Here is a 22,312-nt window from a genome sequence, read left to right on the forward strand (position 1 = left end):
CTCGATCGGAGGATCAGTCCTCCTCGCGCCGGCCTCGGCGGGGGCCAACGGCCGGCCGCTGCTGCGGCTCCGGGGTCTCCACGCTCTGGGGGGCCGGATCGGCCGTCCGGCGCGGACGTGGAACCGGAGCCTGCCGCGGCGAAGGAGCCGGTGCAGGAGCCGGCGGCCGCGGAGCACGCCCCGACGGGGCAGGCGTCTGGCGCGGCGTCGACGTCTGGATCGAACCCGGCTGACGCGCTGCCTGCGTCCGACCCGGAGTCCGCGCACCAGGCGCAGCCGGAGCCCGACCCACAGCCGGAGCACCGGCCCCTGGCTGCCTCGGAGCCGAGGAGCCGTCGCGGCGGGCGTTGTTCACGGGCAGCAGCCGGTCACTGTTCGTCTGCGCCTCGGCCTGCTCCTGCCGTGCCGGCGGCCGGATGGGGGTCTGGGCCTGAGCCGGGGCAGGGGTGCTCTGAGCGGAGCGCGTGGGACGCGCGCTCGGCGCACCCGGCTGTGCCGGAGCCGGAGCCGGAGCCGGGGCAGGCACGGCGTCGCCGCTGAAGCGCTGCGGTGCAGCCTGCTGGTTGCCGTCCTGTTGGCTCTGCGCACCCTGGGAACCCGCGCCGAACTGCGTCGGACGCGCGCTCGGCGCACCCGGCTGTGACGGAGCCGGAGCCGGGGCAGGCACGGCGTCGCCGCTGAAGCGCTGCGGTGCAGCCTGCTGGTTGCCGTCCTGTTGGCTCTGCGCACCCTGGGAACCCGCGCCGAACTGCGTCGGTACCGTCTGACCGGCGACAGCCTTACGGGATCCGCTGGTCGGGACAGAACCAGCGCCGTTGGCGCCGCTCTCGCCCTGAGCACCACCACGAGAACTCGACGGCTCCGTCGACGAGGAAAGTACCTCACCGCGGATGACCTTGTGGCCGTCCGCGGTGTACCCGAGGTTCGACAGGCCACCCTGGTTGCTCAGACCCTGCGCCGTCTGCTTGTCCGAGCGCGAGCTGCCCGCTCCGCCACTCGTCAGCTGCAGCGGACCACCCTTGTCGGCCTGTCCGTCGCGACCGGGCGTGCCCAGACCACCGGCGGGACCGATGCCGCCCGGCAGAGCCTTGACGCCGTCACTGCCGCCGCCGGAGCCACTACCACCAGGACCACCATCCAGCGCCGGACTGTCCGGTCCATCCGGACCATCCTGCCCGCCACCCTCGAGGGTCAGCTGCTGCTTACCGGACGTCAACTCCCCGGCGCCACCGTTCGTGCCGCCGGCGTTCGTCGACGCCGTCTTGCCCGTGGGCCTGCCCCCGCTCGGGGACGGCGGACCGCTGGTCTTGCTGTCGAACCCGTTGGCGAGCTTGTTCCCCATGGCCATTCCCGCGCCAGACCCCACACCCGCGGCCAGAGATGGCATCAGCCCACCCTTGTCCGGCTTCGGCGTGGTGTTCGTCTCGAGGAACTTGTCCACGAGCTTGGTGACCACCTCGTCCAGCGCCTGCAGCACAGTCTTGCGCACCCGTAGCAGGGCGAAGGTGATGCCCATGATCACCAGCGAGGAGATCAGGGTCAGGACCACCACGATGATCCCGCCGAGCGCGGCGCTGCCCCACAAGCCACCCGGGCTCATGAAGCTCGACACGGGGCCGGCCATGATGTCCGGGACCGAGATCAGGAATTCCGAGACGAACTGGTAGACGAACAGCGTGACGAGGACTTCCATGATCATCGCCGTGGAGTACACGATCACTTTGGCGATCGCCTGCAGGGCGCCCAGCGTCGCGAACGGTACGGCGGCCACCAGGCCGAAGGTCCGCTTGATCGCCCCGGCCAGCATGCCGATGGCGTACCAGAAGCCGAGCAGGACGATGGAGCCCAGGACCGTGGCCGCGTTGCTCCAGTACATGAACTTCGCCGGCCCCGTGCCCACCTGGCTGACGGCCATGTGGTTCTCGCGGGTGAACCCGCTGGTGGCGTTGTTCGACGAGTACATGGCCAGTGAGCCGGGGTTGAACCCGGTGTTGAGGTAGTTGTACGCCGCCAGGGGAGACAGGTTGCACGAGGAGGGTGTCTTGCCCACCGTGAAGCCACAGCCACCCTTCGTCCCCGTCGTGGTGAAGACCGTCGAATCCTTACCGGGACGAGAGGAGGTCAAGCCCGTGCCGTCGGTCGAGATCACCGGGTGATCGACCGGCTTCGGCCCCGTTTCCTCACCGAACTTCTTCACGTCGCCGTAGCTGGACTTGTCGACGAACCAGCGCTTCTTGGTATCCGAGCTCTCGTCCAGTTGCGTGATCGAGGTCTTGATCCCCGACTCGAAGTCGGAGGCCGCGACCTCGTTGCTCGCGATGTACTTGCCGATGATCCCGAAGGTCGAGAACACCGCTTTGAAGTCGTCCGAGGCACGGCCTCCGTTGACGGAGACGGTGCCGTCCTTCCAAGCCGACTCGGCGTCTTTGGCCTTCGTCCCGATGTTGATGCCGTTGAACGTCGCCCCGTGGGACTGCTTGTTGATCGCCAGCGCACTCGTGCGCACAGACATCATCGCGTCCGGGCTGGCCTGGTCATCGTCCCAGGAAACAGTGGCCTGGTCCGGAATCCCCAGGCGGTCGTTCATCATCCACGCCTCGAAGTCGACGTAAGTGCTCAGCACGACGCGCGTCGGACCGGCGTGTTGACCGAGAACGGAGTCGTCGAACTTTCCGAGCACGCTGGAGTACATCGACCCGACGAGCGGCAGGCCGACGCCGATGAAGACGACGCGCACGACGAGCTTCTTGATCGCCGAGCCTCGGTCCATCTTCTTGAACATGACCAGGCCGATGAGCAGGAAGCCGATGAAGATCGGCACGAGCGCCTGCCACGAGATGTCGACGAGCAAGCCGTACCAGCCGCTGATCCAGTGCTGCAGACCCGAGAGCGCGCCGCCTCCGGTATCGCCTCCGGTCATACCCTCGGCAAGAGTCGGATTCACCGCCGCGACCGCGCTGTAGAACCACACGAAGGGGTTGACGAGCTTCAGGAACTGGATGATGACGTAGAACAGCGTGCCGACCGCCAGCGCCAGGGCGTAGAGGACCCAGATGATCGACCCCCCGATCACGCTCACGATCTGGCCGCCGATGCCCGAGGACATCGTGTCCAGGCCAAGGTCGTTGTTGGCCGCCCCGAAGTGCGCGTAGTCGAGCATGCCCGCGTACTTGGCGTTGCCCTTGTCATCCTTCGCGGCCAGGGTCTCGTAGGTGACGGTCTGCGAGGACCCCGACACCTCGGCGAAGAACCAGCCCACGATGTTGCCCAGGCTGAACTCCGGGTCGGCGTAGCCGAGAAAGGAACCGCCCGAGGACGGGCTGGACGTGACCGGCTTCCAGTTCTCGTGCATGCCCTTGTCGTTCTGCGGCGAGTTCTTCTCGCTGAAGTACGAGCTCGCGTTCGAGGCCAGCTGGTAGAGGCTGTAGTTGTCGCGCTCCTTCTTGTCGTCCGCAGACGCCGGCGAAGACGTCGCCATCATGAAGACCGGCACGAGCAGCGCCGCCAGGAGCATGAGGGCGAGCCCGCGCGCGGGCCTGCCCGGGCGGACTGCACCCACGCTGTGGCCGGCCCGGGCACGCAGCCTCGCCACCGCCGTGATCGTCCGGTTCATGCTCTCTCCTCTGCTCCTCGTCCTCGTATCAGTGCCGACCTCGCTCATGTCTTTTCCAGCTTCTTGGGCCTGGGCCTTGTTGCCGGTCGCCTTGCGTTGTCCTCGGGCCGCTGCAGGCTCTTGCCGTCGCTGCGCTTGATCGCGTCAGCCTGGCCCGCGTCGGCCCCACCGCCGTCGCCCTCGCTGTGCTTCCGGATGCTGGTGAGGTTCGCGCCCGGCGTCGGCTTGTCGTGCATGATCGAGTCCATCCGCGCCGTCTCTTCGGCCTTGGCCGCCTCCAGTCGGACCTGCCTGCGTTGGGCCTCGCGGTAGGGGTTGATCCCCAGTGCCAAATCCAGGTGGAAGACCACGTTGGAGACGCCCCGGCGCAGGTACGTGAGGTTCTCGTCCTTGGTCGTGATGAGTCGGGCGAGATCCGGCGGGATCCGCTGGTGCAACTGCTTCTGGTACTCCGCCACCGTTTTGTCGCGCATCGGACCGAAGAGCGTGTAGTCCGCAGCGTCGAACTTGTTGAAGTCGCTGTCGGCCAGCATCTTGTCGACGTCGTTGTAGCTGTAGACCACCCGGCCGCCGCGTTCGTGCATATGGTCGAACTGGTCCTTGAGGTACTTCTTCACCCGGTCGTCGATGTGCTCGGTGCCGTGGATGATCACTGTGTCGCCGATTCCCAGCTTGCCGACGGCGAAGCCGACGATGTTCACCAGCTGCGCCATCGCCACGCCCTTGCCGCGGCGCATGAGCCGCGAGAAGTCGTAGACCACGCGCCGCGAATCCCGGACCCCGTCCACGGCCGAGGCCGTGTGGTTGTTGAACAGGTCGCCATTGGTGCTCAGCATCGCGTTGGCGATGCCTCTGAGCACGTTGTAGGCGCGCAGCTGGTCCGGGTCGGTCTTGCTGGAGTTCAACAGCGCCTTGTGCGCGGTCGCCAGGTAGGAGACGAACATCTGAAGACGCGGCACCTGGGTGTGCGGGATGTTCACCACGCGCAGGCGGTTGCGCTGCTCCTTGGCGTTGTGCCGCCACATGCCCTGCTCGATGTAGAAGTCCGTGGCCGTGTCTTCGAGGGCACTGCGGATGATCGAGCCGACGGCACCGTCGGTGGTCTCGTAGAGCTGCTCGAACATCAGCTTGAGCTTCTCCATCTGAGCGGAGAAGACCGTCAGCTCGTCCTCCTCCTCGCCGAACATTTCGAACATGTTCACGTCACCCTGGTTCAGGTCCACGCGCGAGGTGAGCCGCTCGAACCTCGGGCCGAGCTTGTCGAGATTCGCCCCGTCAAGGACGAGATGGACGACCTGGCCGTTGTTCAGCAGCGTCGCTTGCGAGATCTTCGAGCACCACATGTTGGCCACCCGCTGGCGGTCGAGGTACTCGCTGAGGGTGGCGTCGGCGACGATCACGTGGTGGGCGTAGGCGTTTACGTCCATGAGCACGGCGCTGTTGTTGACGTCGCCGACCATGTAGCCGACGTACTCGCCGCCCTTGTCGTTGAGGCCGTTGGTCACCAGTGAGTACGAGCCGGCCAGCTCGGTCGAGGTGAAGTGGAAGCCCTTGCCCTTCTTCTTCTCGTTGTTCTTCCACAGGCCCGAGAGCTCCTGGCGCTGCTCGCCGGCGTAGGGCGCAGCCTTCAGCGTGCCGAAGCGGTCGATGTACAGGCGCGTGACCCGGTCGATCGTGTCGTCCAGGGTCGCCAGATCCGGGGCCTTGAGAAAGAGCCGGTTGTGCACCGAGAGGTAGCTCGCGCCGTCTTGGAGCTCTCCGATCGTGACCCCGAGGTCACCGGAGATCTTCGCGGCCTTGCGCTTGGAGGAGGTTGTGCCCGTCTCCTCCTGCTCGTTGGCATCGAGCCGTTCCAGCTTCTCGGACTGTTTCGTATATGAGTCGATCCACTTGTCGTCCATCCGCTTGACCTGCTCAAGCACGACCGCGGTGACCCGCTCGCCCAGGCCGTCCGGGATCCGATCGATGCCCCAGAAGGCGGCGAAGTTGTCGTGCGCGGCGTCGTCGTGGAAGTACGCCAGGATGCAGGCGACCGAGCCGTCGACCTCGAAGTAGTCGGAGCGGAAGAGGTACTTCTCCTTCGGCTTCAGCGCGAGCAGATGCGGATAGGCGTCGAATGCGCCCTGGAGGTGCTTCACCTCACGGCGGCGCTGCCACCAGTTCTTCTTCGGCTCGGCGGCTTCGTCGGCCACGCCGTGAGCTGCCGCAGTGGTCTGCACGCCCTCAGTCTGAGCAGCGTCGTCCGCGGGCAGATCACCGACCAGAAGCTCCCCGCTCTCATTCGTCTCGTCAGGCTTCTTTCCCGGGACGCCGAGCTGTGCCCGGACTTTCGTCATCAGCGCCATGGTGTCCTTCGTTCGTTCCTCGTCGTGTGGGTCGGCCTGGCGCTGTCAGTTCAGCGACGTCTTGAGGTCGAGCAGTTCGTCGTCGATGCCCTGGTAGAAGACCCGCAGCATCGGCTCGACCTCCTCGCGGTCGAGCATCGTGGCTTCCTTGATCATGAGGGTGGAGCCGCCGACCTCGGCCTGGAGGACTTGGTGTCCCTTGCGCAGTGCGTCGGTGTTCTTGCCCTTGAGCAGCAGGTACTGGTGGATCGAGGGGAACTTGCCGCCCACGTGCTGCGTGAGGATGTCGTACTGCTCGTTCTGCAGCTCGATCAGATCGGGGTCACGGAGCTGAAGGGCCTGGTTGCGCCGCTCCAGGTTCGCCACCTGGTGGTAGATCCGCTGCGGCTCCTTCGTCGTGATGAAGCTGTGCTCGCACGTCGTCTCGACTTTGCGCCAGAAGGAGTCGACCCGGTCGAGGATCCCGATCCGGTCCTCGTCGAAGAGCAGATAGCTCGCTGAGCCGACGACCAGGTAGACCCGGCCTTCGCCGCCGTCGGAGAAACGGATCAGCCCGCCCTCGTCGATCCCGTCGATGCCGACGATCGAGTAGAAGTCCGTGGGGTTCGAGCTGCGACGGGTGAAGACGTGGCGGGCCTTGCGGGGCAGGTAGGCAAGGAAGGCCGGCACCCGCATGATGCGCAGTTCCTTCGTCTTCATCAGCCCGCCGAAGTAGGCGATCGCCGCCAGTCCCCAGAGAACGAAGAACGTGATGGCGACTGGGCCCGAGCTCGCGACGAACGTCGACGTGCTGAACCACAGCAGGGCGAGGATGCCGCCACCGAAGAAGAGCAGTTGCTTGATCGGGGAGGGCTTCGCCGCCCAGCCGCCCTTGCTGAGCGTGATCTCGTGATCCAGGAAGCTCCTGTTCAGCGAACTTGGCACCTTGTAGGACAGTTTCGCCATGAATCTCCCATCCCCCTGCCACCGCAATGGCCATTGCTCGACCTGTCGAGAAGCCTTCATATGTGAGGCGCGCGAATGGCATCCTATCTTAGGCGGGTCATTCGAAACGAGAGTGAAAGGTAGTCGGATGGCGATGTGAGGCGAGTCCGACTGGCGGATCCGAGTCATCGAGTGCTGTTTGAACGGCTGACGGATCAGTCGCACCGCGGAAGCGGTCGCGCTCAGTCCATCGCTTCCGCCTCGAGGCGCGGAACGTCGTCGCCCAGGCCGAGCACGGCCAACGCATCGACGGAGCCGCTCTGGTCGAGGTTTTCCTGACGAACCGACATCCCGTCGAGCACTGCCGGCTCAGAGTGCCGAGGGGGGGCGTGCCCGGCGCCGCACAGCGTCTCCTTGACCGGACCGGACCGGACGCCTCCTGTCGTGAAATGGCAGCAGCGGGAGCGGGCCCCGAGGTCCGGGACCCGCTCCCACGCGTCACTACCCGGCCGCCATCAACCGAACGACGGGACGATCTTCTTCCTGCCGCCCTGTTTCCTCCAGGAGATGCGGGCGTCGAAGGTCTTGCCCTTGGCCGAGACGAAACCCGTGCCCTGGATGGTCTTACCGGCCGCCAGGTCCTTGCGCTGCGCATCGGTGAAGGTCACCTGGCACCAGGACCGAGGTGGCTCGTCGTCGGAGCCGAAATCAGGGATGATCTTCCTGGCCTTCGCGTCCCAGGTGACCTTGCAACCGAAGGTCTTGCGAGTCCGCGCGCTGACGAAGTCGTCGATTTCCAGCGCCTGGCCCGCCAGGAGCGCCGCGACCTCCGCCGGCGTGAACGTCCGGCCGGACCACTTCGTCGGCTTGTCCGGCACCTCCAGCTGGAACCCGACGAATGTGCGACCCCTGAAGTTGCCGACGCCGAGCGCACCGGTGGCCGGGAAGGGCTTCTTCCCCTTCGGCCTCGCCTCGAACGAGATCGTTTCGCCCGCGAGCAGCTTTGCCACCTCGTCATCGCTGAACTCGTGGCCCGACCAGACCTTTTTGAAGGCGACCCTCTTCGGGCCACCTGGAGCGGCCTGCCACACGCCCTCGGCGCGGCCGGCGCCGACCTGGTCTCCCAGGCCCGGCTCGGCGCGCATGGACGAGGCGTTCTTCGTCATCGTGGCGAGCTCATTTCACTGGCCCGCGCCGGCCTGAGCTTCCGGCCCTTCTCGGTAGGCAGCGGGTACTTCGCCGTGTCGCTGGGGCCCAGCCCGGCCTTGCCGCACTTGCTTCCGTACTTGCGCTCGACTTCGTCCAGCGACGAGGGCACCTTCGGACCCGGACGGTTCGGGCCGTGCGCGCCCTGGGGCTTCACGTGCGTGGAACGAGGCTGCCGGTGAGGCGCGGCGCGTCCTCGGGGCGCGAGGCCGACGCGGCCATGCCCGCACACCCGCGTCCTGGACACAGAGACCCGACAACCCCAAGCCCTGCAGCGCTTACGGACGGAAAAGAGCTTCTCCTTGCTCCTCGCGGTCATCGGATCGGCCGCCCTTCCCGCTCGCGTTCGAGCCTCGACTGCTTCCTGGTCGCCTCACGGGCCATGTCCCGGAGATGGATCGCCTCCTTGTGTGTGATCGGCGCGTCATGAAGGTTGTGCGAGCCCCGCAGGAAGTTCTCCGTGCGGTCGGCGATGGAGTATGCGAGCGCCTGCTCGATCACCGCGCTGGTCTGGCGCACCTCGCCCAGCTCGTCGCGCAGCTTGCGCAACAGCCCGTCCCGCTCGCGTTCGACAGCCTCGATGCTCATCAACCGTGTCAACACGCTGCCCAGCAGCGGGTCGCGGGAGCGGAACAGCTCCACGGCGCGCTCGGTGGCAGGATCGGCATCAAGGTGCAGGTCGAGATGTGCCAACAGGAACGCCATCACCAGGGTGCCCTGGCTCAGCCGCCGGCTGAACTCCCGAGCGGCGCTGTCGCTCGCGCCCAGCTCACGGACCGCGGCTGCTCGCAGCTGCTCCCGCAGCGCGTTCATGACGCTCTCGGGCAGTGCCTTGATGTGCGGTTGGCTCTGCATGCCGACGAGCCGGAAGCCCGACTGGGGGAGCGTGGCGGTCTCGGCTGTACTGCCCGAGCCCCTCTTCGAGGGCGCGCTCTGCGCGGCGCGCGGATCACCGGTGAACTGCGGCGATCCGGGCCCCACCTGCTCGGGTTCGTCCGGTGCGGCGATGTCGTCATGAGCAGCGATTTCGGCTGTAGCGGCACCCTCCACGTCCGGCCGGTACCCGGGAGCGGAAACGGCATCGGCCGCAGGGCCCGCCGGCACACCGCCCGGGAGCACCCCGTCAGCGGTGCTCTGTCCGCCGCCGGCGCCACCGCGCTGATTGGATCTGACGGTGCGTTCGGAGTTGCCGACGTCGGGCTCGCGGTCCGGCTCCAGGTTCGGACGATCCGTTCCGGCTTCCCCGTCGAGATCAGCCCGCGGACCTTCGACCCCGAGTCGAGAGTCGATGGCGCCGGTCTCATCGAACCGCACCTCCGGCTCGGGTGTTGGCGCCGCAGGCCCAGGCTGTGCGGCCTGAGCCTGGACGCGCTTCAACTCCTCGCTCCCACCACGCCGGTAGGCGTCGAGGAAGGACGTGTCCACATCCATCACCTCGTCGGTGGGCGTGGCCGCCTCCAGCATCTCTGCGAAGTCCCGGCTCATACGAGCTCACCGTGCTCCTCGTCGAGCAGGTAGTTGTCGCCGCGGGTGAGCCCGATCAGCGAGTCGAAGCCCGTGGTGACGACGCGTTCGAGGTTCGCCGAGTTCTTCGCCAGCGCCGCGACCTGATCGACGAGCTCATTGAGCCGCGCGATCTCCAGGGTCGGCAGGTCGTAGTCGAGGTTCTCGCGCCGGATCTTCTCGACCACCGCCTCGGCCACGTACTCGCTCACCGAGGAGAACCCGCGCTTGTCGGCCCAGTACTCCGCGCGCTGCTTCTCCTCCGAGCTCAGCCGGACGAACATGCCCTGGCGGCCACCGCTGCCGGTCTGTGTCCCGCCCGACGGCTTTTTCCTCGCGCCGCGCACAGGTTGCGTCGCCTTGTCCAACTCGTGTGCGGCAGTCATCTGCGGCTTCTCCATGCCTTGCCTCGCCAATCCGTGAAGTCGCCCTATCGGCGCTGGGGGATAAGACATCTGCCACTCTTTTTGTTTTCTGTCGAGCATCGGCAGAGTCGAAGACGCGCCCAGTCAGCCCCCTTGCCACGCACTGCCGCAGCAGGTAGGCCAGTCTGATGAGCGCCCGCTCAGGGCTCGGACAGGGGAGTCGGCGTCGCGTTCGCCGTGCAGTCGACAAGCTCCTGGGTGAACCTCGGGGATTGCCAGATCGCCTTGTCTTTGTCGTTCGGCACGTGGTCGACGATTGACCCGGTGCCGAGCGGCGCACCACCGGCGAGGAAGTGCAGCGTCTCCTGGCTGAAGCCTGCCTTGTACACCGAGGTCGCCAGGCACTGGCCGGCCGCCGCGTAGGTCTTCTTCTGGCTCTCGTCACGGGCGTAGGAGGAGAACATCGAGACCAGGCCCTTGGTGAGCTCGAGGGAAGAGCTGACTGGCTGATCCGCGCGGACTGGGTAGGCAGGCTTCAGGTTCGGCTTGCCCACCACTGGCTTCGCGGCTGCCTCCGGCGGCGTGTAGCTCTGGGCCTTGGGGCTACCGCTGTTCGGAAGTACGGCTTCGCTGACGCATCCGTCGAAGTCCTCGCGCAGCGACCGCGAGGCCAGCAGTGCGGCGTCGTCCTCGCTCACCTTGTTCAGTCCGCCGATGACCGTGCCCATGTCGTCGCTGTCGGCCTTGATGATGTAGGCCAGCGCCTTCTCCGACATTCCCGCCTTCCGCACCGCGCTACCAAGGCAAGCTCCGCTGTTCTTTCCGGAGCTTCCGGCGCCTTGGAAGGCGAGCTTGTCCAGCGCCTTGCCGAGAGCCGTGTCGGCGACCTTGGCTGTGCTCGCCGCCGGGCTTGATGCAGGCGACGGCAGTGTCTCCTTGGCCGTTCCGCCGTTGCCGCTGGAGCACCCAACGAGCACAACGCCCGCAGTCAGCGCCGCAGTGGAGAGTCCAACCTTCCTCGTCCTCCAGGTCCTCATCTCTTCTCGCCTCGCATCCCCTGTTGCCGACCAGTCTGATTGGATCTACTGGTCTCTGAGGGTATCTTATTTGAGTAGCCATTCAATGATGATCTGTGATGAGTCAGAATGTCGCGCGATAGGGGTTGTAGAGGCTGTGCAGAGCGGGACTCGGTTGCGCAGAGTGCCTGCGGGCCCGTCTGGCGCTTGGGGATCAACAGAGTTGATCCGGAGGGCTCTGCGAAAGCAGGGCGCAGCCTGGTGCAAGGAACTGCCGTGCCTCGCAGTCGAGATGGCCTCGACCTGCTGCGGTCGGCTCCCTCGGACCTTCGGCGCAGTGCTCGCGTCCATCGCCGGAGGCCTGGAGTTCATGCAGGGGGCCACGCTCTGACGCGTGTCCACTTCGGAAGGAGAGCGCCGGACAATGCACGGCGCGCACCACCCAGACCTTGGCGTTGCCTGGGGTACGACCCGCCAGGGCGCAGCAAGCGCCGGCCCCAACCGGTCAGCACCGAGGCTGTGAGCCCGTCCCGGTGGTGAGTTGCCACCACCGCGAACCGCAAGGTCCACGAGGCACCCGAGGACCTCACATACGACACGAGCGCAGATGCCGCCGCCGGCGTCTTCCGCGCCGCCAACACCACCACGACGGACGGAGACACGACATGGTGCTCGCGATCGACGCGCTGCTCGGCTGCGTGGCCACTCTGCTCGCCCTCGCCATCCGGCGCAGCCTGACCCGCACGCCGCACAGCGGGTGGTGCGCGACCGCCTCGAACTGGCCCACCTCCCAGCACGACGCCCTGCTCTGCCGCGGCTACGTCCAGGACCGCCGCCGCGAACGGCTGCGCGACATCGGGCGCGGCCGCCCCGTCGAGGAGCCGAACCAGTGGGGCGAGGCGTACCTACTCGACGAAGAGATCGCCCAGCGAACGAAAGCCGACGCATGAGTGCCGCGACCACCTCGGCCGCCGCCGGTTTCGCCCAGACGCTCGCCGGGCCGGCCGCCGCATACCCGACCGACCCGGAAGGCACAGCACCCGTGATCGCCAAAGTCACCGACCCGGCGACAGGCGAGCAGCACCGGTCCCGATCGACCCCGGCCGGCTCGGCTGGGTGAACGCCCTGGTTCGGGGCGAGCGGGACACCTGCCGCGGCGGTCTTTCACCCTGATCCGCCGGCCCGGTGTCATGCCGATCACCGCAACGCTCCGCGGGGGCGAGATCACGGATCTCGGACACGTACAAGTCTTCATCCGGGCGAAGGTGTGCTCGACGCGGGCACGGACCCGTCGGTGTCCGGCGTTGTCCCCCTCCTGCCCCAGGCAACGGGCCGACCGGCCCTTCTGTGGTGCTGGGTGATCAGCCCGGTGCCCAGGTAGGCAACGTCCCCGATCACCGTCGTCCCGGCGGCCACGGCCGGCAGGTTCGACTCCCGCCACACGTGGGCATCGGCCTTGTTCTCGGCGCCGGCCGGGCCGATGCCATGACCAGCCGGGTGTACGTCCGCGACGGGCCGCGTTGCCGGCTCCAGCGCCGGCAACGGCCTCAGCCGCTGGATGCCCCGGCCGACCGTCGCCGAGGAGATACCGAACAGCGGGGCCGGCTGCCGCATCGTTAGGTTCGTGCGGTAGTACACCGCCACCGGCAGAAGGCGGCCCGCCAGCGGCAAACATCACGGTCGGCCGCCACCGGGTCCCTTCCCGCCCCGCTCCCGCACCACTCTCACCAGCTTCACGAACCGATCCATCCGCAAGCCGTGAACGTCTGCGGGATGGTGACGGCTGCCGGGAGCTGTGGCTCTTGTCCGCCGGCCCGGCGGACCTTGACGGTGTCCATGACCTCCTCGAAGCGGGTTCAGTCGGCGGCGTTGCCGCCGGTGAGGACGAAGCCGAGAGGCCGGCCGCGGCCGTCGCAGGACAGGTGGACTTTCGTGGTCAGTGCGCCTGGGGATCGTCCAAGGGCGTGATCACATATTTCGTCCCGCCGTCCTGCCCCTCTTTACGGGCGCCCACGGCATGCTGGTGGGCCCGCGGGACCGTGGAGTCGACCGACACCAGCCAGCCGTCACCGGTCGCGTCCCTCATGGCCTGGGCGGGCGGCCGGCATTCGCGTGAACGTCCGGTCCAGCACCCACCTGCGGAAACGGGTGTAGAGGGTCCTCCAGGGCCCGTACCGTGCCGGCACGTCACGTCACGCCGACCCCGTCTGCGGCTTCCACACGATTCCGTTCAGCACCCGCCGGTCGTCCAACCTCGTTGCCGGGCTGGGGGGCGTCGCGCCGTGGTCTGGTCGGGAGTGGTCGGTTGCTCGCGAGGAGCGTGATTTTGATCGGCGAAGCCGATCCGGGGTTCGGAGTGACGAGGTATTCGGTCAGCGTAGCTGTCTCGGAACTCGTCAGCTCATGATGACGTGCCATGCCGACATGATTCCGCATCAGAACCCTTTGGCGGTACGCCCTGGCGCAGGTCAAGTGAAGTTGATCGGCGAAGCCGATCCGGGGTTCGGAATGGCGAGGTATTCGGTCAGCGCGGCTGTCTCGGAACTCGTCGACTCATGATGACGCCCCGTGCCGACATGATCCCGCATCAGAACCCCTAGAAGGCACGCCTTGGCGCAGGTCAAGTGAATGCCGAGCCAGGGGACATCACGCCGTGGTCTGGTCGGGAGTGGCCGGTTGCTCGGCGAAGAACGCGAGTTTGATCGGCGAAGCCGATCCGGGGCTCGGAATGACGACGCATTCGATCAGCGCAGCTGATTCGGATGAAGCACTGAAAGAGAAAATCATCTGATCGGCGAAGCCGATCCGGATGGGGGCATGACGGACAACTGAATATCTCAGCCCAATCAGCCAACTGCGCTCGGACGACGTCGTCGATCCGGGCGCTTTGCTGTATCCGAGGAGAAGAACTCATTCCGAACGCTCCGAACAACGGACAGCGGGGCCAATCGTTGGCGCGGCCCAGACAGGTCTCGGCCAGAACCTGGCAGTAGTCGGTTCGGTGAAGTTCGAGGCTCTGTACGGCCGTGGTGCGCATCTCGAAGCCGTCGGATTCGGTAGCGAGCGTGTGGCAAAACGGCCCGTCCGGCTTTGTGTTGAACCCATCGGGGTTGGCCGCGACCAGACCTGATCCCGCACTTGAACCCCTTTCCCTGAACACCCATGTAGTGGGCAGCGCTTTGTGCTGCCCGCGCAGTAAGAGGAGAAACCTGATGAATCACGAGTCCACGAAGTTGTCGGTCGCGTTCAGCGGGGCCGACAACACGGGTAAGACCACGCAGATCGGCCTGCTGGGCCGCCGGATCGGTCCGGCTGCGGCGCTCGCCGGCGCCCTGCACGACCACGACTCTCGATGGACCGACATCCAGGGCGACATGGCCGGGTGGTGGTTCGAGAAGAGCCGCATCGAGGAGTTCGTGGACGTCCTGGCGTCTTCTTACCTCGCGCGATCCGCCGCCCCCGGCGTCGGGAGCCTGCGACTGTTCGACCGGGGCATCCCCATGCTGGAGGCGTCGGTCGCCGCGACCGTTGCCGTCCGCGAGAACCTGGCCGCCCCGGCGGCGGCCGACCGCGCACGGGCCCTGCTCGAACCGTGGGCCACGGACCTTCGCGTCGCCGAGAACGCTGAGCTCTCCCTCTACCTGGCGTTCTCCAACGAGATCGACAAGAACGTGACCCACAGCCTCGCCCATCAGGCGAGCGTCACCCCGCCCTACGACCGCTACCAGCGGGCCCTGCACGAACGACTCCACGTCATGGCCACCGAAGAGGGCCGCTTCTCGCACACGGTGCTGATCGGTGGCCGCTCCATCGTCGAGGTGCAGCGGGACATCCGGCGTCTGCTGCACCCGCGGCACCCGGCCGTCCCTGCCCGTGCCCTGGACGGGGTGCAGGTCATCGCGCTCGCCGGGCTGTCCGAGAGTGGCAAGAGCAGCGCCGGCGAGTACCTGCGCATGCGACACGGCCACGCCCGCCTCAAGATCGGGTGGCTGCTCGACACCGCCGCCGCGCACGCCGGCTTCCCCGACCCATACGCGGTCACGGAGGACGTCCAGGCCGAGTTGATCGTCGACGCCCTGGATCGTTACCTGACGGCCCACCACTACCTGACCGACGTGACGATCGAGTCGCTGCACTCCTTGGAGTCCACCGCCGCACTGCGACGACTGCTCGGACGGCAGGTCACCGTCACATACCTCGACACACCGATGGCGGCCCGCCGCGCACGCAGCGAAACCGGAGCCGACGACGTGGCCGTGCGCGACCTCGTCAAGGAGAGTCGAGGCGCGGACAGGATCGCGGGCATCGCGGACCGGGTGATCGACAACTCCGGTACACGGCTCCGCCTGGAGCGCTGCTTGGACGCGCTGGTCCTCGATCACCACTGGCCCGCACGGCACCCGGAGACGCAGCCCGTGAACATGCTGGGCCTCCCGATCAGCCTGGAGTCCTACCTGCACAAGCTGCTGGACCGCACCACCGGCGGCGCTGACCCGGTGGTGGACCTGCTGGCCGTCACCGGGTCCGCCGCCAAGGGCAGGTACCAGAGCGGGTGGAGTGACCTCGACGTGCTCGTCGTCGCCGACAACGCCCGTTTGGGTCCCCTCGCCGACGTGCTGGCCGAACTCCGCGCCGACCTGGAGGGCGTCAAGGTCGGCGTCAGCGTCGTCACGCTCGCCGAATGTCGCACCGGCAACGTGTCCATTCGACTCCAGCACGTGCTGGCCCAGATCGGTGCCGGTGCCATCACCCCGCTGTGGGTCCGAAACGGCCTGCGGCTCCCCGCTCCGGACCCGGCCGCCATCGTGGCCGCCACCGTCATGAACGGGGTCCAGGCAACCTTCGACATCCGCCGCCAGATCCTCGCAGGCGCCGGCGATCTGCACGCCCTCTACAAGGTGACGGCGCTGTCCGCGAAGGTGCAGTTGGAGTTCCGCCGTGTACCGGTCTCCGCCGACGAGGACGCCCTGACCACGCTCCTCGGCGCCCACGGCCACGACACCTCCCTGGCCCGCACCGCCCGTACCGACCGCGCCGCCGCCCTCGAGGTCGCCCGGATCATCCTCGACCTGTGGGACGACACCATGAACGGAGTGGAGCAGTGACCGACGCAGTCTTCGCGAAGGACTTCCCCAATCGCACGGCCGCGATGGGGGAGGTTCGTGGCCACCGCCTGATCGAACACCGCCTCTCCGTACCCCGGCTCCGTGGTCTTCACGACGGGCCGGACGGCAGCCAGGTGGTCTTCGACGACGTGTTCGCTCAGGGACGGTGCGAACTCCTCCTCGGCGACCTCATCGCCCTGGCCGACCGCGACCCGAGCCATATACCCCGTCTCGTCAAGCTCGTTGAAGCCGTGTGTCACGACCTGACCACCGCTTTCACGCACGAACGCCGATACCCCCTGAGCAGCTGCGTTCCCACCCTCTACGCCGACCGCATCCGACCCGGTGGACGCCTGGACACCTGGTACCTGAACCCCGGCCACTCCGTCGTTCCGGCCGGAGGAAACGTTCCCGCTCTCACTGTGGCCGACCTCGCCGACCACACGATCACCGTCAACGGTCGGCCGCTCACCATCAACCTCCCCGACGTCGTCCGTACCACCCGCCAGATCCTGACACCGGACAGCAGCTGGGTGTGCGGACACACTCAGGGAGACCCCACCGAGCCCAACATCGCCGACCCCCTGTGCTGGCTCGACTTCGCACTCGCCGGCCTCAACACCCTTCCGGGCGAAGCCGCCAACCTCCTCTGGTACCTGATGGGCCTGGGCGGCTGGCTCGTCCCCACCTATCAACCCGACACCTACCAGCGCACCATGCGCCTCGCCCTCCCGCCCCTCACGACCCCCCGGATCACCCACCTGGACCACCACCCCCGACTCCGACACCTCGACATCCACTACCGCTGGAACACCGGCCCCGGCCGCCGAGCCGCCCTCACCACCGCCCTGCGAGCCCTGCCCGACATCCCCTGGCACGACTTGCGCCCCTTCCTCACCCTCCGCGTCCTCGGTGTCGTCCGTCCCTGGCCCATCACGACGACCGACACCCTCCTGACGCTGATCAAAGCTGCCGAACTCCATCAGCCGAGCAGCAACGCCACCGAGTTCTTCACTCAGCACACATTCGAAACGGAGCTCCCGTGAACCCCACCCTCTCCATCACTGATCAGTCGCTGAGCGCCCGACCCCTGCTCGGCCGAACTGCTCTGGTCACCGGAGCCACCGGTGGCATCGGCACCGCGATCTGCCGTGGCCTCGCCACCGCCGGCGCCCACGTCGCCGTCGCCCATTACGACGAGGACGCGGCCGCCGCCGACCTCCTGGACCAGCTGCCCACCCGAGGCATCGCCGTCTCCGGTGATCTCACCGATCCGAAGTTCCCGGCCGCCCTGATCACCACCGTCACGGACGCCCTGGCACCCGTCGACATCCTGATCAACAACGCCGGCGCCTACCCGCGTATCGCCTGGGAAGACCTGAACGAGGCCGACTGGGAGCAGTCCCTCGCCGTCAACCTCCACGCTCCGCGCCGCCTGTGCCAGGCTGTCACCGCAAGCATGACGGCACGCCAGTGGGGCAGGATCGTGAACATCGGCTCGATCAACGCCCTCGTGGGCCGTCGCCTGCTCACCCCTTACGCCACGGCCAAGGCCGCGATGATCGGACTGACCCGGTCCCTGGCCCGCGATGTCGGAGTGGGCGGGATCACCGTCAACTCGGTCCTGCCCGGAGCGATCCAGGTTCCTGCTGAAGATGCCCTCCCGCCCGCCGCCCGGGTGTCCCCCGAGCACCAGATCGCCCGCCAGTGCGTTCCCCGCCGCGGGCGGCCGGAGGACGTGGCCGCCGCTGTCGCCTTCCTGGCAAGTCCTGCGGCCGGGTTCATCACCGGTCAGAGCCTCCACGTTGATGGCGGGTGGGTGATGAGCTGATCTCCTTCGGCCGGGTTCACCACCGGTCGAATTCTCCACGGTGATGGCGGCCGGATGATGAACTGATCTCCTCGACAGCAACGCCTGAGGAGACACAGTGAAAGAACGCGTCCGTGCCGTCCTGATCACACCGGCCCGCACCATGCTCATCATCCGCCGCACCATCCCCGGCCGCGACGTCTACCACGTCCTCGTCGGCGGCGGCATCGAGGACGGCGACCCCACACCGGAAGCGGCTCTCCACCGTGAGATCCACGAGGAGATTGCCGGGAAGGCTCACATCGTCCGGCTGCTGGGCACTCTTGCCGACACCGAACGCGAAGAGATCCAGCACATCTATCTCGCCGAGGTCCGCACCTGGGCCTTCGACGACCGTACCGGCAGCGAGTTCACGCGTGCCGATCGCGGCACCTACGAACTCGTCGAGACCCCCCTCACCACCCCCGAGGCCCTGGCCACCCTCAACCTCCAGCCTCCCAGGGTGCTGCCCCTGATCCAGAAGGTCATGTCCGAATGGGCGTGAAGCTCTGCACGGAGCGGTTCTAATCCGCAGTGCGCCGGCTGATCCTCGGCGTACGCCATTGGGAACACCGTGCAGGCCACCCACGGAACAGGTTCGACTCCTGAGCGCTGCAGATGATCCCTGAGGCGTGTCCCTGGAGATCTATGCAGCTCCAACTACCCCAGCACCCCGGTGCGCGCGCTGCCTTCGGGCAACCGCGGCGCCGGGGTGCTGTCTTTTCTTCTTCGTGGCTCGCCTTACTCGCCCCGTGAAGGCCGTGAGCACAAGGGATCAGCAGAGCTGATCCGGATCTGACGTCGAAGAACATCCTCGTTCCGCCAGGAGTCGGCCTGGCCGACTCCATGAGCGGCTACCGCCTTGCCGTGTCCTGTGCCGGCCCGTGCAACTCCAGCATCCGTACCACGGAACTGCACTGACAACGCCGAGGTGTTCCTCTCCTGGCTGACGAAGCCGGACGACCTCGTTGAGGACCCGGCTGGCCCAGGCCCCCGAAGGCTCGCTGAACCACTACCTGCCAACTCCGCCCGTGACCATAGACGAGGGGCCGAAGGACCTGCTCGTCGAACTGCCCTGGCAGCAGCCGCGCACGCACCAGGCCGCCCGAGGCCGGAAGGTCGATCTCGCCACCGCCCGGCCCCGTCGTCACGCGTGTCCGGCAGGACTCCGCACGCCCCGGAACCGCTGTGCGGCTCGTGCGAAGACCACGGCCTGATCACCCGCTTTGACCGGTCCACGAACGGGATCACCGGACACAGCCGGTGCGACAACGCGCCGTGTGAGGCGGGAGCCGAGACCGCCGCGCACGTGTGCGCCGGTCGCTGCTACTGCCCTCCGTTCTGACGCCACGGCGCCTCCGGATCCGGGGGCCTCTGGCCGGTCCCTCCCGGTTCGAGGCGGGGCGGGGGCGCCGACCGCACCTCGGTCGGCGTACGGAGACCACCGCAGCACTCGGGAAGGAATCCCAAACCATGACCACCACGACGGCACGCAGCATCGTTCGGGAGATCGTGCCCCGCTCCTACCGCCGACACACCCCGACCAACGGCCATGCGCCGGAGGGCGCCGAATACGGCGTACGGCCGGCTGTTCGACCTTCCCGGTGAGTCGCCCAACGGCCGCCGCCGCGCCCGAGACGGCGACGCCGGCAACTTGCGACCGGGGCGACCGCGCGCGCGGCACCACGTGGAGCACGGCCGCCGCGGGCGGCGAGTGTTCCGAGGTGTCGGCCACCATGACCGAGCGGCTCCGTCACAGCAAGCCCGAGTGGTCTCTTCTCGAACGGTGGCCGGCAACTGCGCCAGGCTCTTCTCTTCTGCATGATCAGCGGAGCTGATCCGGTCTGGCCTTCGGAAGATCACGTCCACGCCAGGAGTACAGCCGTGAGCCAGGCGCTCCGCTGCAGAGCAGCGCCGGGAGTCTCACTGCCGAATCCATCACCTCGTCCGGGGGAGATCGCCAGGCCCCGAGCGCCTCCTCCTACCTGCCCTGTTTCGATGCCCACGATCAGGCGCGGGTCGCGAAGTACCTCTTCGGCGTGCGCGTTTGGCCGTCACCCGCTGCCCGCTGCCCGCGGGTAGCGCCGGGTCTGCGGCTCCCGTGACCTCGAGCACCTGGTCCGGGACCTGCCCGCCATGCTCGGAAGCTCCTCATCCGACCCGAGCGGCTTCAGCCGGGCCTGCTCGCGAAACAGAACCCGCGGAGACGCAGCGTCCTCGTGTGGCAGGGCGTATCAGTGTTCGGACGACTGATCTCTTCGACCTCGGCCTTCGAGGTCGCGTCCAGTGCTTCACACATCAGGCCGCCTCCTTACTGTGCTTGCCCGCCGGCTTTCGCGGCGAGGGCCTGCTGCTCGACGTGCCGTGCCGCGATGTACAGGCCCTCGCGGTTCAGGTGCCGTGAGTAGCTCGAGTCGAGGTAGAGCACAGGTACATCGCCGGCGGCCTTCAGAAGAGCAGGGTGCAGCAGGTGCTTGATGGGGCCCGAGCCGCCGCCGTAGACGTAGACGACCTCGGTCGTCGCACCGGCCTGGGAGAGGACGTCGCCGAAGGAGGAGGCGATCTCCTCGACCAGGTAGCCGGCCTCGTCCTCGACGAAGCCGGCGGCGCGCTGGTGACGGTTCTTCACCAGCACAGACGGCTTCGCGTGGAGGAAGTCCGCCAGCTGCTTGCGCGAGGAGAACTGCAGCGTGGCGTCCGACTCACTCATGCGCTCCATGGCGTTCATCAGCGCGGTGCCGTAGCCCTCGTCGAGCGTGGCTGCCGCCTCGGGGTTGAACCGCCCATCGGTGAAGACCGGGAAGTTCACGGTGCCCTCACCGACGTCGACACCGATGGTGTTCTGCACCGCCACCAGATCGGAGGCCGAGACCCCTTCCACCACGGATGCGTCGCGAGTACGCAGATCATCGAGAAGAGCCTGGGCCAGCGGTTCGCCCTTGTCGGTGATGGCGAACTGCGCGGAGGCACCCTCGGCCATCACCTGTACGTCGATGAACTGCAGGCGCACCGAGACCGGGGTGCTGAAGTTCTTGATCGTCACCAGGTGCACCGCGGGGTCGGAGCTGCCCAGCAGACCGATGAACTCTGCGGCGTAGGCGTGGCGGCGCGCGACGAACTCGGAGATCGGCAGTGCCAGGCCGGCGCGCACCTGCACGCGCAGCTCGTGAGCGGGCAGCGCGCCGTTCTCGCGGACGTAGTCGCGCAGGGCCTTCGCGGCGAAGACACCCAGGACCAGGACCTTGCTCAGCTCCTGATCAGCCTTGGAGTGCTTGCCCAGTACCTCGAACTCGGTGAACTTCGAGCCGCGCACGCTCAGCGCTGCCCGGCCGAAGATTCGGCGGTCCGACGCCGCCACCAGGGTTGTGGTGAGTGAGCAGTCGATCTGGTTGTAGAAGTCGCCGGCCATCACGGAGGCCGCATCCGCGTCGGGGAGCGGCACCTTCGGCGAGGTGCGGGAAGTCGAGACGACCGCGCTGGGCAGATCGATCTCGTCGAAGATCTCCCGCTTCGTATTCTGGATGACGCCCTTGACGTAGCCGTTGCCGACGTCGATGCCGCCGGTGAGGGTGATGATGTCGTTGCTGTTGGCGCTCATGAATTCGGTCCCTCGGTGTCTGTGTCGTCTGCCTGGAAAATGCAATTCACCGCGTCACTCAGCGCCGAGTACTCGCCATGATTTCGTCAATGGAGGCCTGCTTCGGAGGCTCCGGGTTCGGGCCGGTGGCACTTACCGCAGGACCCTCGACCGTCTCAACAGGTGTTGTAACCGGCTCGAGTTGGGCTACCGGCGCTGGTGCCGTCCTCTCGACGGCGTCGGCCTGGTCGGCGACCACGGGCTGTGGCCGCCGAACAGGCATGGCGGCCGGACGGCGCTCGGTGACCGCCTCGTCGTCCTCGCGCTGCTCGGTGCTCTCCAGGGGCGGCCGGCCGCGACGCGGCAGCTGCTCGACGGGCTTGTAGTAGACGTCGACGTATCCGTCGCGCTGGATGGACTCCCGAATGAGCAGTCGCAGCGACTGCGAGATGTTCTCCTGCTGATCGAGCCACTCGATCACCGAGGTGTCGGCAGCGGGCACGGTCCAGCGGACCTTGCGAGGTTCACTCGGCCGATTCGTCATCGCACCCACCTCGCCCTGCCACTCGCTCCTGCACTCCATCCGGTCGTTCGCGGGATGTCTCTCGCTCTGTCACACGGACTCACCACCCGTCATTTCCTCTTTCGAATGTGAATCGCTATGAGTCGACTCTAGTGTCCCTATCGAGGCCCATGCAAGTCCTACTCGATACACGAGTCAGACTCTATTGGTGTCACCAGTCGTCTCTGGTGGGGCACCCGTGATACGCCGCAGTGCCCCAGCCGGAGACGGCTGGGCGCAAGCAGGC

At 67.2% G+C, this 22,312-nt stretch carries 16 protein-coding genes and 1 pseudogene; 5 read left to right on the forward strand and 12 right to left on the reverse strand.

The genetic code is table 11. From position 1 onward, the window contains the following. Nucleotides 1-13 precede the first annotated feature (13 nt). The 7 genes from ACFVXJ_RS13115 to ACFVXJ_RS13145 all read right to left on the reverse strand — a co-directional run bounded on the left by ACFVXJ_RS13115 (nt 14) and on the right by ACFVXJ_RS13145 (nt 10,732). The gene (locus ACFVXJ_RS13115) at nt 14-3,613 is read right to left on the reverse strand and encodes a hypothetical protein (protein ID WP_389661789.1); all 3,600 of its coding nucleotides are present in this window, start codon (nt 3,611-3,613) and stop codon (nt 14-16) included. A 44-nt stretch (nt 3,614-3,657) separates the two neighbouring features. Next, on the reverse strand, nt 3,658-5,832 hold the full coding sequence (locus tag ACFVXJ_RS13120; protein WP_389661790.1) for a hypothetical protein: 2,175 nt from the start codon (nt 5,830-5,832) through the stop codon (nt 3,658-3,660). 171 nt (nt 5,833-6,003) lie between these two features. After that, nucleotides 6,004-6,903: a hypothetical protein gene (locus ACFVXJ_RS13125; protein WP_389661791.1), complete on the reverse strand. Its 900-nt coding sequence runs from the start codon at nt 6,901-6,903 to the stop codon at nt 6,004-6,006. 494 nt (nt 6,904-7,397) lie between these two features. Then, nucleotides 7,398-8,048 carry a DUF3945 domain-containing protein gene (locus ACFVXJ_RS13130; RefSeq protein ID WP_389661792.1) on the reverse strand — a complete coding sequence of 217 codons (651 nt, stop codon included), beginning with the start codon at nt 8,046-8,048 and terminating at the stop codon, nt 7,398-7,400. Nucleotides 8,049-8,403: 355 nt separating this feature from the next. Continuing rightward, nucleotides 8,404-9,573 (reverse strand): hypothetical protein, encoded by a 1,170-nt coding sequence (locus ACFVXJ_RS13135; RefSeq protein ID WP_389661793.1) that lies wholly within the window; start codon nt 9,571-9,573, stop codon nt 8,404-8,406. After that, nucleotides 9,570-9,977 carry a hypothetical protein gene (locus tag ACFVXJ_RS13140; RefSeq protein ID WP_389661794.1) on the reverse strand — a complete coding sequence of 136 codons (408 nt, stop codon included), beginning with the start codon at nt 9,975-9,977 and terminating at the stop codon, nt 9,570-9,572. Before ACFVXJ_RS13140 ends, ACFVXJ_RS13135 begins: the two co-directional genes overlap by 4 nt. A gap of 179 nt (nt 9,978-10,156) precedes the next feature. Beyond that, complete coding sequence (locus ACFVXJ_RS13145) at nt 10,157-10,732, reverse strand: hypothetical protein (protein WP_389661795.1); 576 nt, start codon at nt 10,730-10,732, stop codon at nt 10,157-10,159. 905 nt (nt 10,733-11,637) lie between these two features. On the opposite strand from ACFVXJ_RS13145, the gene ACFVXJ_RS13150 reads away from it, so the two are divergent. Then, nucleotides 11,638-11,922: a hypothetical protein gene (locus ACFVXJ_RS13150; RefSeq protein ID WP_389661796.1), complete on the forward strand. Its 285-nt coding sequence runs from the start codon at nt 11,638-11,640 to the stop codon at nt 11,920-11,922. A gap of 299 nt (nt 11,923-12,221) precedes the next feature. Here ACFVXJ_RS13150 and ACFVXJ_RS13155 read toward each other — a convergent pair. The 3 genes and pseudogenes from ACFVXJ_RS13155 to ACFVXJ_RS13165 form a co-directional block, all read right to left on the reverse strand. Next, a pseudogene (locus tag ACFVXJ_RS13155) lies at nt 12,222-12,721 on the reverse strand (transposase family protein); the annotation flags it as partial. A 187-nt stretch (nt 12,722-12,908) separates the two neighbouring features. After that, a complete protein-coding gene (locus tag ACFVXJ_RS13160) occupies nt 12,909-13,058 on the reverse strand; it encodes a hypothetical protein (protein WP_389661797.1) in 150 nt (49 codons plus the stop codon). Between the two features lie 560 nt (nt 13,059-13,618). Next, nucleotides 13,619-13,759, reverse strand: coding sequence for a hypothetical protein (locus tag ACFVXJ_RS13165; RefSeq protein ID WP_389661798.1), 141 nt, complete (start codon nt 13,757-13,759; stop codon nt 13,619-13,621). Nucleotides 13,760-14,184: 425 nt separating this feature from the next. Between ACFVXJ_RS13165 and ACFVXJ_RS13170 the strand changes: the two genes are divergently transcribed. The 4 genes from ACFVXJ_RS13170 (at nt 14,185) to ACFVXJ_RS13185 (ending at nt 18,431) form a co-directional block, all read left to right on the forward strand. After that, nucleotides 14,185-16,077 (forward strand): nucleotidyltransferase domain-containing protein, encoded by a 1,893-nt coding sequence (locus ACFVXJ_RS13170; protein WP_389661799.1) that lies wholly within the window; start codon nt 14,185-14,187, stop codon nt 16,075-16,077. Then, nucleotides 16,074-17,123, forward strand: coding sequence for a hypothetical protein (locus ACFVXJ_RS13175; protein ID WP_389661800.1), 1,050 nt, complete (start codon nt 16,074-16,076; stop codon nt 17,121-17,123). Before ACFVXJ_RS13170 ends, ACFVXJ_RS13175 begins: the two co-directional genes overlap by 4 nt. Next, a complete protein-coding gene (locus ACFVXJ_RS13180) occupies nt 17,120-17,908 on the forward strand; it encodes an SDR family NAD(P)-dependent oxidoreductase (protein ID WP_389661801.1) in 789 nt (262 codons plus the stop codon). The genes ACFVXJ_RS13175 and ACFVXJ_RS13180 overlap by 4 nt, the downstream gene beginning before the upstream one ends. 97 nt (nt 17,909-18,005) lie before the next feature. Continuing rightward, complete coding sequence (locus ACFVXJ_RS13185) at nt 18,006-18,431, forward strand: NUDIX domain-containing protein (protein WP_285523261.1); 426 nt, start codon at nt 18,006-18,008, stop codon at nt 18,429-18,431. Nucleotides 18,432-20,237: 1,806 nt separating this feature from the next. On the opposite strand, the gene ACFVXJ_RS13190 is transcribed toward ACFVXJ_RS13185, so the two are convergent. After that, nucleotides 20,238-21,524: a hypothetical protein gene (locus ACFVXJ_RS13190; RefSeq protein WP_389661802.1), complete on the reverse strand. Its 1,287-nt coding sequence runs from the start codon at nt 21,522-21,524 to the stop codon at nt 20,238-20,240. Nucleotides 21,525-21,582: 58 nt separating this feature from the next. Next, nucleotides 21,583-22,047, reverse strand: coding sequence for a hypothetical protein (locus ACFVXJ_RS13195; RefSeq protein ID WP_389661803.1), 465 nt, complete (start codon nt 22,045-22,047; stop codon nt 21,583-21,585). Between the last annotated feature and the right edge of the window lie 265 nt (nt 22,048-22,312).

The organism is Streptomyces sp. NPDC058279, assembly GCF_042881255.1.
Lineage (GTDB): Bacteria > Actinomycetota > Actinomycetes > Streptomycetales > Streptomycetaceae > Streptomyces.